Here is a 14,979-nt window from a genome sequence, read left to right as displayed (position 1 = left end):
TTATATTATTGAATTTTCTACAACTATTAAATATATGTTATACTTTTTAACTCTAATTTTAATTCTTATATCTTCAACAAAAGAAATAATAATTAGTAAATCTGGATTATCCAAATTTATAAATTGTATAATTTTATTTAGCTTTATAGTTGGAGGAATTTTTTCAATACTTTCTAATCAAATAAATATGTTTATTTATATATGTATATTATTCTCTTTAATACATGGATTTATAGACCTTGTTTATAAAAGAGCCTAGCACCTCTTAATTATATTTTTTCATATTTTAATGCCTTAAATAATAGTATTAAGTATAACTATTATTTGAGGTATTTTTATGAGAAAGAAAATTATCTATTACTCATGTCTTGTTTCAACCTTTATATTATTAGCTTTATCATTATTTTCAAATTTTACATACTCACCTTTTAATGCTGATAATGTAAAAGAAAATATAACCTTATTTTCTTCTGATACGTATAAAGGTAGATTAGCTGGCAGTAATGAAAACACACTAGTTGGAGAAATAATAAAAAAGAACTTTACTGATAATAAATTAATTCCACTAAATGATGAATATAAGGAAGGCTTTAAAGTATTATCTCCTGTGAATAATAATACTTCTCCTTACTTAAAATTTTCTTATGATGATGGTTACTCCGAATCTTTAAAATATGGAGTAGACTTTAAAGAAGATATGATTAACTTTAGAAAAACTAATTTTACTTTTAGTTCAGAAGATAAAATAAATGTTTTTTCTAGTTATATTGAAGTTGTAACTTCTGAAGGAACTTGCTTATTTTATCTATCTCCTAAAGATGACTTTTCTTTTAGAAGTTCATTTATATCTACCTTCCCTTATGACATGATGGTATTAATAAATACAAAAACTTATAACAAAATATTAGATTCTATTAGGGATGGTGCTGAAGTTGCTATTAATATTCCTTTCTCAGTTGAAGAAAAAGAAATATATAATATAGTTGGAGTGATTAAGGGAAGTTCAAATAAATTGCCACCTTTAATCTTAACTGCTCACTATGATCACTTAGGAGCTGACGCCTTAAAGAATACTTATTATGGAGCCTTAGATAATGCTTCAGGAACTTCATTTTTATTAGAAATAGAAAGAGCATTATCAACTTACGGAAAACCAAAAAGAGATATAATATTTGTAGCTTTAAATGCTGAAGAATTTGGTCTTTTAGGTTCTAAAGACTTTGCTGAAAAGAATTTAGATAAGATTAAAGATGGTGAAGTAATTAATTTTGATATGATTGGTAGTGATGGCTATCCCCTAACACTAATGCTAGGAGCTTCAGCTAAAGATAAGGAATCTAAATTACTTGATTCAATAGAAAAAATAGCTAAAGATAAAAATGTAGAAACAGCAGTTTCTTATGAAAACTCTAGTGATCATGCAAGTTTTAATGATTTAGGTATTGATGCACTAAGCTTTTCGCATAGTGATTTAACTAAAATTCATACCCCTAATGATAAGGTAGAATTTATAAGTACAAATGCTATCAATAACGCTTATAGTGTAATTGAAGAAAAGATATTTAACTCTTCTTATGGAGTAATAACTAAGTTCTTCTATGGAAAAACTTCATTATTTATCTTTTCTATATTATTTGCTTTTGTAGTTTCTTCTCCAATTGTATCCTATATTAAAAGGAGAAAAACAAACAAAATATAGATAATTACTTATTAATTTGTTTTAATCAAATAGTTTTAACTCATAAAAATAGGATGTATCCATTGTAGATACATCCTATTTACTAATTATTTTCTTTTAAGTAAGCTGTTATAAAGTTATCTATTTCTCCATTCATAACTGCATTTAAGTTTGCAGTTTCTTCTCCTGTTCTATGGTCTTTAACCATATTATATGGATGGAATACATAAGATCTTATTTGACTTCCCCATCCCATATCTTTAAGTTCACCAGTTAAGTCTTCTATTTTTTCTTTATGAGCTCTTTCTTTAAGTTCAATAAGCTTTGATTTTAACATTCCCATAGCTGTTTCTTTGTTTGAAAACTGACTTCTTTCACTTTGACATTGAACAACTATACCAGTTGGTATATGAGTTATTCTAATAGCTGATTCAGTTTTATTAACATGCTGACCACCAGCTCCACTTGCTCTATAGGTATCTACTTTTAAATCATCACTTCTTATATCTATATCTTGATCCTTAGTTAATTCAGGTAATACTTCTACAGAAGCAAAGGAAGTTTGCCTTTTACCATTTGCATTAAAAGGAGATATTCTAACTAATCTATGAACACCTTTTTCAGCCTTTAAATAGCCATATGCAAATTCTCCTTTTACCTTTAATGTTACACTTTTGATTCCAGCTTCATCGCCTTCTAAATAATCTATAGTTTCAACACTAAAGCCCTTCTTTTCACACCATCTAGTATACATTCTAAGTAACATTTCGGTCCAGTCATTTGCATCACTTCCACCTACTCCAGCATGTAATGTTACTATAGCATCATTTCTATCATATTCACCTGATAATAGAAGCTCTATTCTATATTCTTCTACATCTTTTTCTATAGCTCTTATTTCCCTTATCATCTCATTAATAGATTCTTCATCATCTTCATCTATTAATTCTCCTAACACTTCTACATCTTCAACTCTAGTAACTAACGAATCAAATCTATCTATCTTATCTTTTATTCTTTTACTTTCCTTAGTCACTTCTTCTGCTCTTTTTATATCATCCCAGAATCCAGACTCTTGCATTTGAAGATCTAACTCTTCCACTTGCTTTACCAGTGCTTCCTTGTCAAAGAGAAGCCCTCATTTCTTCTATGAATTTGTTAATATCATTAAGCTTCGCTAATTCTGCTTCTAACTTAATTATCATTTTTATCACACCTTTTTTACAGTTAACAGTTAACAATTAACAGTTAACAATTATTGTTGAAATCCAGCAAGCTGAATTTCTTTTATTTAAAATTTTAACAATTATCAGTTAGCAATTAACAGTTAACAATTGTTGTTGAAATTCAGAAATCTGAATTTCTTTTATTGTAATTTGGAACAAATTACTTCCTTAATTGTTAATTGACACTTGTTAATTGTAATTAGGCTGCCCTAAGGCAGCCTAATTACTATACTTCTCTTCCACAACAGTTTTTATATTTCTTTCCACTTCCACATGGGCATGGATCATTTCTTCCTACTTTAGGTTCATTTCTAACTGTTTGATTTTTAGCTTCTCCTTCATCTCCACCATGACTAGCAGAAGTTTCTTCAGCTACTCTTTCTCTTTCAACTGGCTTTTGAATTTGGATATGGAATAAGAACTTAAGTGTATCTATCTTAATTCCTTCTATCATTTCCTCAAACATAGCACTACCTTCCATTTGGTAAGCTTGAATTGGATCCATTTGCTTATAAGCTCTAAGTCCTATACCTTGCTTTAAATGATCCATATTATCTATATGATCCATCCATTTTTGGTCAACTACTCTAAGAAGTATTACTCTTTCTACTTCTCTAAAGTGTTCTTCACCAAACTCTTCTTCTTTTGCATGGTATGCAGTATTTAGTATATCTATTATTTTATCAATTATTTGATCATTTGATAAATCTATTAATTCTTCTACCTTTAATGAATTATGAGGAAGACAAATATCTTCTAAGTATCTAAGTAATTTTTCAATTTCAGCTTCAAAGTTTTCATTAACATTTTCTAAATGTCCCTTAACAGCATCTGAAACTAATTCCTTAATCATACCTTGAATTTGCTCTCTTAAGTCCTTACCTTCAAGTACTTCAGATCTTTGTTTGTATATAACTTCTCTTTGCATATTCATAACATCATCATAACCAATAAGGTTCTTTCTGATATCAAAGTTATTTCCTTCAACCTTCTTTTGAGCATTTTCAATAGCTTTACTTACCATTTTATGATCTATAGCTTCGTCTTCTTCTAATCCTAGCTTATCCATTAAGCCTTGTATTTTTTCAGATCCGAAAATTCTCATTAGGTCATCTTCTAATGATATATAGAATACTGATTCACCAGCATCACCTTGACGACCAGATCTACCTCTTAATTGGTTATCTATTCTTCTTGATTCATGTCTTTCAGTACCAATTATCTTAAGACCACCAGCTTCTTTAACACCTTCTCCAAGCTTAATATCTGTACCTCTACCAGCCATATTAGTAGCAATTGTAACACTACCTAACTCACCAGCATGAGATATGATTTCTGCTTCTTGTTCATGGTATTTAGCATTTAATACTTGATGCTTAATTCCCCTCTTCTTAAGAAGTGCAGATAAGTATTCTGATTTTTCAATACTTACAGTACCAACTAACACCGGTTGACCTTTTTTATTACATTCTATTATATCTTCAATAATAGCATTATATTTTCCCTTAGTATTTTTGTAGATTAAATCACTCTGATCTATTCTAGCTATATCTCTATTTGTTGGTACAACTATAACGTCTAATGCATAAATTTCTCTAAATTCATTTTCTTCAGTTAAAGCAGTACCTGTCATACCAGAAAGCTTTTGATACATTCTGAAATAGTTTTGGAATGTAATAGTTGCTAAAGTCTTAGACTCTCTTTCAATCTTAACTCCTTCTTTGGCTTCTATTGCTTGGTGAAGACCATCAGAATATCTTCTACCTTCCATAAGTCTTCCTGTAAACTCATCTACTATAATTACTTGGCCATCCTTAACCATATAATCCTTATCTATTTTCATTCCATAGTTAGCTTTAAGAGCTTGAGTTATATAGTGTTGTAATTCTAAGTGATCTGCATCAGCATAGTTATCTATTCCAAATGCTCTTTCTGCCTTAGCTACACCTGCATCAGTAAGCATTACTGATTTAGCTTTTTCATCTATAGTATAGTCTTCATCAGCTAATAATTGTTTAACAAAGTTATCTGCTACATTATAGAATTTAGTAGATTTTTCTCCTGCTCCAGAAATAATTAATGGTGTTCTAGCTTCATCAATAAGAATAGAGTCAACTTCGTCAACTACTGCAAAGTTCAGTTTTCTTTGAACTTTTTCTTCTTTGTAAATTACCATATTATCTCTTAAGTAATCAAAACCAAACTCATTGTTAGTTCCATATGTTATATCTGCTGCATAAGCTGCTCTTCTCTCATCTGACTTTAACCCATGAACTATGCATCCTGTAGTTAAGCCTAGGAAATTATATAATTGTCCCATCCACTCAACGTCTCTTTTAGCAAGATAATCATTAACAGTAATTAAGTGAACACCTTCTCCTGTTAATGCATTTAAGTATAAAGGAAGAGTTGCAACTAAAGTCTTACCTTCCCCTGTTTTCATTTCAGCGATTCTACCTTGGTGTAGTACCATACCCCCAATTAATTGAACTCTATAGTGTTTCATACCAAGAACTCTTGATGAAGCTTCTCTACATACTGCAAATGCTTCTGGTAGTATATCATCTAAAGTTTCTCCATTTTTTAGCCTTTCCTTAAATTCAAAAGTCTTAGCTGTTAATTCTTCATCAGTAAGCTTTTGCATGCTTGAATCTAAGGCTTCTATTTTATCTGCAATTTTTTCTAATTTCTTTACTTCTCTCTCACTGTATGTGCCAAATAGCTTTTCTAAAAATCCCATTCTTCTTTTCCTTCCAATATTATATTTTAAATAATTAAAAGTTTTCGATTTTCATTAATAAATTATACCATTTTATTAACAATTAATTCAACAAATATGTTACATATTAATAAAATTATAACTAAAAAGGAAGTGCATTGCACTTCCTTTTTAGTTATATATTGAATTTACAATGATTTTTTATATATAGTCAGGTTCTAACAAACCATAATCTCCGTCTTTCCTTTTATATACTACAGCTATTTTATTTTCATCTGCGTCTTGGAATACAAAGAAATTATGTCCTACTAATTCCATTTGAAGTATTGCCTCTTCTACTGACATAGGTTTAATACCAAATTTCTTAGTCTTAACAACCTTACCATTTTCCTCGATTAATTCATCTTCAACAGCAACTTCATCAAATGTTTTGAATCTTAATGATTCATTATTTCTTCTAGATAACTTTGTTTTTTGTTTTCTTATTCGTCTTTCTAATTTAGCTACTACTAAATCTATAGACTTATACATATCATCTGTAGCTTCTTCAGCCCTTAGAACAACTCCATTAAATGGTATAGTGATTTCCACCTTTTGCTTATTTTTTTGAACTGATAATGTAGCCTTAGCTTCTACTTCAGGATTAAAGTATCTATCGACCTTAGATAACTTCTTCTCCACCATATCCTTTAGTGCTGGTGTTGCTGTCGTATTTTTTGCTATTACTGAAACTCTCATAAAAGTTCATCCCCTCTCAATATGCTTCTTAAAGTTAATTAGTAGAAACACTTTGTTATATTTATATTATACCATTAAGTAATCGTTTAAATCAAGGATAATATATCCATACGTTATCTGTTTAAAATTATTTTGTTACACTTTTCATTAAATTAATAAAAATATTTATTTTAAATTTTGTAAATATTAATTTAGACAATAAAAAATAGCCATTAGAATACTAATAGCTACTAGTTGTAAAGCTAGCTGACCTGGATTTTGCCCCCACACTCGCCTACTGGAGCTTTTGCTACTAGGAATTACCCCCTCACTACTAACCCTCTCAAAATTTTTGGTAGGACTTACTTCTATACCGCACCATGCTCATAAGGAATTTTTCCTAACTTACGTGGATCGTTTTGCCTGCGACTAGCATCGACTTTCATCCACAGACCTAATCTTTACTATATTATTATATAAAACTTTTGGCAACTGTCAATATATTTATTGAAGCTGCTCCAGCTTCTTTTAATATTTTTTCACATTCAAATATAGTGGCACCAGTAGTTACAATATCATCTAATAAAATTATTTTCTTTCCTTTAACATTGTTTCTATCTCTAATTTTAAAGGCATCTTTTACATTTTTCATCCTATCTTCTTTTGATAATGTTTTTTGTTCTTTTATATTTTTAGCTTTAATTATATCTCTATATATTTTTATTTCTAATTTTCTGCTTATTTCTTTTGCTAAAAATTCACACTGGTTAAATCCTCTTTCTTTTAATGCTTTTTTACTACTAGGTATAAATAATATAGCTTCTGCATCTATATTATTTTCCTTAATTAATTTATAAATATAGTCTGCTAGCACCCTACCTGCAGTAAAATTTTTCTTATATTTAAATTCAAGTAAAAGCTTCTTTAGTGCTCCCTTATAATATCCATATGAAATTATATTTCCATCTCTAATACATCTCTTTATACTAGTATTGCAAATAGGGCATATACCTATAAATTCAGCATCACATACAATACACTTACTTATAGGCGGATATATTATATCTAAAATTTCTTCCTTAATCTCATTTAATAATTTAATAATCCCTTTTCCCATATTTTCTTATTATAACCCCTTGCCATTTCCTTAGCTATATCCATATCTTCAGTTATTTCTCTCCCTACTAGTAGCACTTCCCCATACTTTTTATCCTTCATATATTTTCCTACATCCGCACAAAAATATAATATTCTTTTATAAGTATATATTTTATCTTCTGAGAATAATATCACTATATCTATATTACCTTCTTTAATAGAATACTCTCTAATATCATTAGTTATTATAAATACACTATTTTTGTACTTATAGATATTTTCTAGCTCTATAGTAGAATTTTTCTTAAAATGTTTCATCACTTGTACATCATCAATTTCCAGCTCTTTTGTATAATAATTATATAACTTCTCTATTTTTTCCTCGTTAGGTACATATATTATCACTTTTCTATTATTGCTTTTAAACCACATTAAATAATCATATAAAGTATATGGCATATCTTCATCTAACCTTACTCTTGTAGTAATTATTCTTGGCTCTACAAAAATCTCATTTCTAATTAAATCTGAAATCTGAAATGTCATTCCCATATTTACTATTCTTTCAATAGAATATACTATTATCCTCTTTGAAAATAAGTATAAGTTCTCGATATACTCTCTTATTATTTCTTTAGAAATATTTGAGTAACAGCTAATATCATCTATTATGCATAAATCATATGCCCCTCTTACATCCTTTACTGATTTAAAATCAATAAAGTCTATATTACTCTCACTATCTTTATGATTATTAGAATATCTTATACTGCTTTTTTGCTTTAATCCATTAACTATTTCTTTATTATATTTATTACAATTATGAACATAAAGTATTTTCTTTCCTGCTAATAAAGTATCTTCTATAATATTTAGAAAAATTAATGGTGTATTATATGGATTAGTTACTATAGTTAAAAGTTTCGATTGCTTGTTATACCATTTATTAATTTTAGATGTACAATAATTAAATTCTTTTAAATTAGTTATCCTATTATCCTCTAACATGGAAAATCTCCTATTCGCTCAATACTTCACTATCAGTAATATCTAAAATTCTATTTTTAAGAGAAGAGTATCTTTCAACGCTTCGCGTATTAGTAACCATATATTGTAACGCCTTTGGAAGCCCAACAACTACTACCAGCTCCTTAGCTCTAGTTATTGCTGTATACAATAAATTCTTGTTCATAAGAAATGGTGATCCCATAAATGCTGGAGTAATTATAACTTTAAATTCACTACCTTGACTTTTATGAATAGTAATTGCATAAGCTAGTTCCAATTCATCTAAATAAACATAGTCATACACTACTCGTCTTTCATCATCAAAGATTACAGTAATATTTTTTTCTTCATCATTTATGCTTTCAATATATCCCATGTCTCCATTGAAAACACCTACACCTTCATTATCTCCATCGCCATTAATTCTAACCCACTTAAGAGAATAATTATTTTTAGTTTGCATTACTTTATCGCCTTCTCTAAAAATAACTTCTTTTAATTCTTTCTCTTTTTTATGCTTAGCTTTAGGGTTCAACACTTCTTGTAACTGATTATTTAAATTTTGAACTCCAAGGACTCCTTTTCTAGTAGGTGTTAAAATCTGAATATCTCTAAAGTTATCCCATTTCTTATTATAATTAGGAAGCCTTCTATTAATTAAATCGATAATAGTTCTAAGTATTTCATTTACATCCTCTTTATTTTCAAAGAAGAAATCTCCATCTCTCCTATTTAACACTGGCATTTCTCCATTATTTATCTTATGAGCATTTACAACAATAAGACTTTCTTGTCCTTGTCTAAATATATCTCTTAATCTAACTACTTTTATAAAGTTACTTTCAATTAAATCCTTTAATACATTTCCTGCACCAACTGATGGTAATTGATCTACATCTCCAACTATTATTAATCTAGTTCCAAGCTTAATTGCCTTTAATAAACTATTCATAAGCATTACATCTATCATAGATGCCTCGTCTATTATAATAACATCAGCCTCTAAAGGTTCATTCTCTCCCCTTTTATAATAGGATTTTCCATCATCATTGACACCCATTTCTAATAACCTATGTATAGTTTTAGCTTCTCTTCCAGTTGATTCACTCATCCTTTTTGCTGCTCTTCCTGTAGGAGCTCCTAGTACAACCTTCATATTATTATTTTCATATATTTCTATTATCGCTTTTATAATTGTTGTCTTACCCGTTCCTGGTCCTCCAGTAATTATTTCTATACCATTCTCAAAAGCACCTACTATGGCTTCCTTTTGTGAATCTGCAAACTTCATATTATTCTTTTTTTCAAAAACTCCAACTTCAAACTCTACATCTGCGTTTATACTTCTGAAATTTTCTAAACTTAAAGTTATTATTCTATTAGTAACTCCTAGTTCACAATAATAATATGGAAGAGCAAATACAGATTCTACTCCATCTATCTTTTCCACCTTAACCCTAGAATCTACAGTTAAATTATATAAAGCACCATCTACTAATTCATTAGTAGCTCCTAGTAATTTTATAGTTTCTTTAACTAATTCATCCTTAGGCATATATGTGTTACCTGAGGAAGAAAACTGATTTAAAATATATATTATTCCACTCTGTATTCTAAATTGAGAGGTAGGCTCAATTCCTATGCTTTTAGCTATTCTATCAGCGGTTATAAAGCCAATCCCTGTTATTTCATCAGATAGTATATATGGATTGTTAGCTACTATATCTCTCGCATTAGCTCCAAAAGCTTTATAAACCTTAATACACTGATTAGTAGTCATTCCATGTCCTTGAAAATAGAGTATAATATCTTTTAGTTCCCTTTGTTCATTATAGGACTCTTTAATTATCTCAAACTTTTTCTGTCCTATACCTTCCACACCTTTAATCTTATCTATATCATTATCTAAAACTTCTAATGTTTTTTCTTTAAATCTTTCAACTAATCTTTTAGCAGTAATAGGGCCTATTCCTTTAACAATTCCTGTTGATAGATATCTTTCTATTCCTTTTATGGAATCAGGTAAAATTTCTTCATACTCTTCTATATTAAATTGTTTACCAAATTGTTTATGAATTACCCATTCACCTTTTAATTTAACATTTTGGCCTTCCTTCATAAAAGGAACTATCCCAACAGCATTAATAATTTCTTTTTCTAAGTTTATTTTAGAAACTACATAACCCGTATCTTCACTTTTAAATACAATAGCTTCAACTATTCCATTTAAATATTCTGCCATATTATCTACTCCAAACCTTAATTATATTTTTAATACTCCTATTTTTATTATATAATATATATTGAGTAATACATAATAAAGATTATACAATTTTAATGTGATATAATAAAAATAGTAAATAATGGAGGTGTAATTATATGTTAATTAAAAATTGTAATATAATTTACTTAGACAAAATTGAAAAAGGAAATGTGTTAATTGAAAACAACAAAATTAAAGCAATTAACCCAAGTAGCTATGATGATACAGAAGTTATAGATGCTGAAGGCTTATATTTATCACCTGGATTTATCGATGTCCATATACACGGTGCTGGTGGCCACGACACTATGGATGGAACTTTTGAAGCTATTAATGAAATTTCAAAGGTAATAGTTAAGCATGGGACTACTGCTTTTACACCAACTACTATGACTGTTGCTGTAGAAGATATTAAAAAATCAATGGATGTTATTAAAGAAGCTAAAGAAAACGGAACTGATGGTGCTATAGTTTTAGGTGCACACTTAGAAGGACCATTTATCAATCCTAAAGCGATTGGTGCTCAAAATCCAAACTTCTTAATTCCTCCAACTCTTGAAAACTACACTGCTATGGTCGGAGATGCTGAAGATGCTGTAGTATCTATTACTATTGCTCCAGAAGTACCAGGTGCTAAGGAATTAATAAAAGAATTATCTAAAAGAGGTGTAGTTTGCTCAATAGGTCATACTAGAGCCACTTATGCTGAAGCAATGGAAGGAATTGAATGTGGATGTGGTCACTCAACTCATCTATTTAATGCTATGACTCCATTTGCTCACAGAGAGCCTGGAGTAGTTGGAGCTATATTTGATAGTGAAATTACTACTGAAACAATTTCAGATGGTATTCACGTGTCTTATCCATCACTTAGAATAGCATATAACCAAAAGACTCCTGATAAAGTTTTATTAGTAACAGATGCTATGATGGCTTGTGCAATGCCTGATGGTATGTATGCTTTAGGCGGTCAAGATGTTGAAGTTAAAGATGGTGCTGCTAGATTATTAAGCGGAAGTCTTGCTGGATCAATTTTAACTTTAGATAAGGCAGTTAAAAACGTTTATAAAAATGTAGGTCTTCCTCTACATGAAGCTGTTAAAATGGCTGCTTACAATCCTGCTAAACACTGTAAAGTTGCAGATAGAAAAGGATTAATTAAAGAAGGCTATGATGCAGACTTATTATTATTTGATGATGAAATTAATATTAAGAAGGTAATAGTAGGCGGAAAAGTTTTAGTATAGAAATTATTAAAAGGAGCTGTCGCCATTGTGCGACAGCTCCTTTTTTATCTATATTTCACTTACTTAACAGCTATCCTCATACGATAGCAAAAATCTACTTCAAATTTATCCTCACCAAAAATATCTAGAATTCTTTTTTCAAAAGAATTTAAATTAGAATTAATTTCATCTATATTTGATTTAATAATAGATTGTAGTCCTCCTTGGCTCAAAGCAATTGTAATAAATCTTCTAGCATCACATAGTTCAGTATTGGAAAATACTATTTCTCTTACATATCTGAAATGTTCACTTTTCTCTATATTAGATAAATGATTATCTTTACTCCATTTAATAAACTTTTTATTAGCCTCTAAATACTTTAATTCAACTTCATTTACTTTTTCAAAAAGCTTATTATATTCAAATTCTGCTTCCCAGTTACATACTGGTGGCCAATCACAATCATAAACAGCAAAGACTCCTCCATTCTTTAATAATCTATCTGATTCTTGCAAAGTAGTTTCTGGATTCATCCAGTGAAAGGATTGAGAAGCTGTAATTATATCTACAGAATTACTTTCTAAACCAGTATTATCTGAAAATGCAGAAATAAACGTCACATTATCTAATCCTAATGACTTTTCTCTTGCTATTTCAATCATATCAGGGCTTGGCTCTATTCCTATAACTTTCCTACTTATATCGCTCCAAATCCTTGTCGAAAGCCCTGTACCACACCCTATATCTACAACAAGAGATGGTTTACTACCCATGTATTTTAATATTATTTCTTTAACCTTTTCAGGACATTTAGGTCTAGCACTATCATACAGATCTGCAAACCCCATAAACCTATCAGCATTAACCTGCAAATTTTCTCCCATAATCAATCTCCCCCTTTTTATAAATATTATATCATTAACCACCTCCTTTAATTTACTTATTATGTAATATATTTGTAATTATTACTACAAATCAATCTAACTTAGTAAACTCTATTATTATCTACACAAAAAAGACCACTAGTTTAAACTAGCGGCCTCTACTTCATTCATATGCTATTTAGATATTTAAATTGTGATATAGTTACAAAGATAAATAGAATATGTGAAATAAGCATATGGCTAGAACTTCTTTTTGTAGCCATTTATCTTATGGAGCATATTCTATTTATCGCCGTTATATTTGCAATTTAAAGGAATTTCTTTATTTCTTCTACCTTGTTTAATTGTTCCCAAGGTAAGTTTAAGTCGTTTCTTCCAAAGTGTCCATAAGCTGCTGTTTGCTTGTATATAGGTCTTCTTAATTCTAAGTCTCTAATTATAGCACCTGGTCTTAAGTCAAATACCTTTTCTACTATAGCAACTATTTCTTCTTCTGATTTCTTACCTGTTCCAAAAGTTTCTACTTCGATTGATACTGGTTTAGCAACTCCAATAGCATAAGCTAATTGAATTTCTAACTTATCAGCAACTCCTGCCGCAACTAAGTTCTTAGCTACCCATCTAGCTGCATATGCTGCTGATCTATCAACCTTAGTTGGATCTTTTCCTGAGAAAGCTCCACCACCGTGTCTTCCATATCCACCGTAAGTGTCAACAATAATCTTTCTTCCTGTTAAACCACTATCTCCTTGTGGTCCACCAACTACGAATCTTCCAGTTGGATTTATATAATACTTAGTGTTTTCATCTAATAATTCAGCCGGTACAACTTCTTTTATTACATATTTCATTAAATCTTCTCTGATTTGTTCTTGAGTAACATTTTCGCCATGTTGAGTAGATATTACTATAGCATCGATTCTAACAACCTTATTATCATCATACTCAACTGTAACTTGAGTCTTACCATCCGGTCTTAAATAAGGTAAAGTACCATTCTTTCTAACTTCTGATAACTTTCTTGATAACTTATGAGCCATAGCTATTGGTAATGGCATAAATTCTTCTGTTTCATTAGTTGCAAAACCAAACATCATTCCTTGGTCTCCTGCTCCAACTGCTTCAACATCATCCTTTTCGCCTGCTCTTGATTCTAAAGCTTCATCAACACCCATTGCTATATCACTTGATTGCTCATCAATTGAAGTTAATACAGAACAAGTTTCACAGTCAAATCCATATTTAGCTCTATCATAGCCAATTCCTTTAACTGTTTCTCTAACTAACTTTGGAATATCCACATAACAATTAGTAGATATTTCTCCCATAACTAAAACCATTCCTGTTGTTACAGCTGTTTCACAAGCAACTCTAGCTGATGGGTCCTTAGCTAATATACTATCTAATACTGCATCTGAAATTTGGTCACAAATTTTATCTGGATGTCCTTCTGTAACTGATTCTGAAGTAAATAATCTTTTCATATTAATATCTCCTTTCATTTTTTTGATATTAATTCTAGGCTATTTTATAAAAAATCTTCCATGAGACTTTAAGTCATAGATTTTTACGTATCTAGTTCTAATAGCTTTCATTACGTATTTTTATTTTTTATTCTTTAGAAAATAATATTCCTAATTGATAAAATATTTATAGTTATCCGTAATATTATTTAAAATAAAATTTCTTTAAGAATAAAAAAAATCTCCTCGATAAGAAGAGATACAAAATCTTAATCTTTCTTATCTTGCAAAAACTTGCTGGAATTGGCACCACACTCAACTTAATGAAGCAGGTTGCCGGGTTTCACAGGGCCCTTTTCCCTCCACCTCTCTTGATAAGAACTAATATCAAATTTTACTTACAAAGTATATCATCTCTAATATTAATAGTCAATAATAAAAGGTAATTTTCTTGCGCATTAATAGTGATGATCCTTTTATAATTTCAAAGACAATAAAAAAAGACAAGTAACCTTGTCTTTGTGGTGGGGGAGGACGGATTCGAACCATCGAAACGAAACGTAACAGATTTACAGTCTGCCCCCTTTGGCCACTCGGGAACTCCCCCTTATTTATGGAGCTGGCAATAGGAATCGAACCTACAACCTGCTGATTACAAGTCAGCTGCTCTACCGTTGAGCCATGCCAGCATATT

10 protein-coding genes, 2 tRNA genes and 1 riboswitch are annotated in these 14,979 nt (G+C 29.9%); of the genes, 2 read left to right on the top strand and 10 right to left on the bottom strand.

Annotated features, from left to right (window positions below; genetic code table 11):
• The first annotated feature begins 337 nt into the window (after positions 1-337).
• A complete protein-coding gene (locus E5347_RS07025; protein ID WP_136005896.1) occupies positions 338-1,699 on the top strand; it encodes a M28 family metallopeptidase in 1,362 nt (453 codons plus the stop codon).
• 82 nt (positions 1,700-1,781) lie between these two features.
• Here the strand turns inward: E5347_RS07025 and prfB are convergent.
• From prfB to recD2, 6 genes are all read right to left on the bottom strand, one after another.
• A protein-coding gene (gene prfB, locus E5347_RS07020; RefSeq protein WP_136005894.1) for a peptide chain release factor 2 occupies positions 1,782-2,883 on the bottom strand; the annotation gives its coding sequence in 2 pieces (ribosomal slippage) (positions 1,782-2,804 and positions 2,806-2,883; 1,101 coding nt in all).
• Between the two features lie 247 nt (positions 2,884-3,130).
• Positions 3,131-5,644, bottom strand: a complete 2,514-nt coding sequence (gene secA / locus E5347_RS07015) for a preprotein translocase subunit SecA (RefSeq protein ID WP_136005893.1) — start codon at positions 5,642-5,644, stop codon at positions 3,131-3,133.
• A gap of 180 nt (positions 5,645-5,824) precedes the next feature.
• Complete coding sequence (hpf, locus tag E5347_RS07010; protein ID WP_136005892.1) at positions 5,825-6,361, bottom strand: ribosome hibernation-promoting factor, HPF/YfiA family; 537 nt, start codon at positions 6,359-6,361, stop codon at positions 5,825-5,827.
• Positions 6,362-6,812: 451 nt separating this feature from the next.
• Positions 6,813-7,457, bottom strand: a complete 645-nt coding sequence (locus E5347_RS07005; protein ID WP_136005890.1) for a ComF family protein — start codon at positions 7,455-7,457, stop codon at positions 6,813-6,815.
• Entirely contained in the window at positions 7,430-8,446 is a 1,017-nt protein-coding gene (locus tag E5347_RS07000; protein ID WP_136005889.1) for a hypothetical protein, read from the bottom strand. The genes E5347_RS07005 and E5347_RS07000 overlap by 28 nt, the downstream gene beginning before the upstream one ends.
• A gap of 10 nt (positions 8,447-8,456) precedes the next feature.
• Positions 8,457-10,688 (bottom strand): SF1B family DNA helicase RecD2, encoded by a 2,232-nt coding sequence (gene recD2, locus E5347_RS06995; RefSeq protein ID WP_136005887.1) that lies wholly within the window; start codon positions 10,686-10,688, stop codon positions 8,457-8,459.
• A 137-nt stretch (positions 10,689-10,825) separates the two neighbouring features.
• Between recD2 and nagA the strand changes: the two genes are divergently transcribed.
• Positions 10,826-11,956, top strand: a complete 1,131-nt coding sequence (gene nagA, locus E5347_RS06990) for an N-acetylglucosamine-6-phosphate deacetylase (protein ID WP_136005885.1) — start codon at positions 10,826-10,828, stop codon at positions 11,954-11,956.
• Between the two features lie 59 nt (positions 11,957-12,015).
• On the opposite strand, the gene E5347_RS06985 is transcribed toward nagA, so the two are convergent.
• The 4 genes from E5347_RS06985 to E5347_RS06970 all read right to left on the bottom strand — a co-directional run bounded on the left by E5347_RS06985 (position 12,016) and on the right by E5347_RS06970 (position 14,974).
• Positions 12,016-12,822, bottom strand: a complete 807-nt coding sequence (locus tag E5347_RS06985; RefSeq protein ID WP_136005883.1) for a class I SAM-dependent methyltransferase — start codon at positions 12,820-12,822, stop codon at positions 12,016-12,018.
• A 308-nt stretch (positions 12,823-13,130) separates the two neighbouring features.
• On the bottom strand, positions 13,131-14,306 hold the full coding sequence (metK, locus tag E5347_RS06980) for a methionine adenosyltransferase (RefSeq protein ID WP_136005881.1): 1,176 nt from the start codon (positions 14,304-14,306) through the stop codon (positions 13,131-13,133).
• A 255-nt stretch (positions 14,307-14,561) separates the two neighbouring features.
• Positions 14,562-14,666, bottom strand: a riboswitch (SAM riboswitch).
• A gap of 141 nt (positions 14,667-14,807) precedes the next feature.
• A tRNA-Tyr gene (locus E5347_RS06975) sits at positions 14,808-14,892 on the bottom strand.
• A 7-nt stretch (positions 14,893-14,899) separates the two neighbouring features.
• A tRNA-Thr gene (locus E5347_RS06970) sits at positions 14,900-14,974 on the bottom strand.
• Positions 14,975-14,979 lie beyond the last annotated feature (5 nt).

This window comes from Clostridium sartagoforme (genome assembly GCF_004794105.1).
GTDB lineage: Bacteria > Bacillota > Clostridia > Clostridiales > Clostridiaceae > Clostridium > Clostridium sartagoforme_B.
The sequence above is the reverse complement of the archived record's forward strand: the minus strand, read 5'-3'. Positions and strand labels throughout refer to the sequence as shown.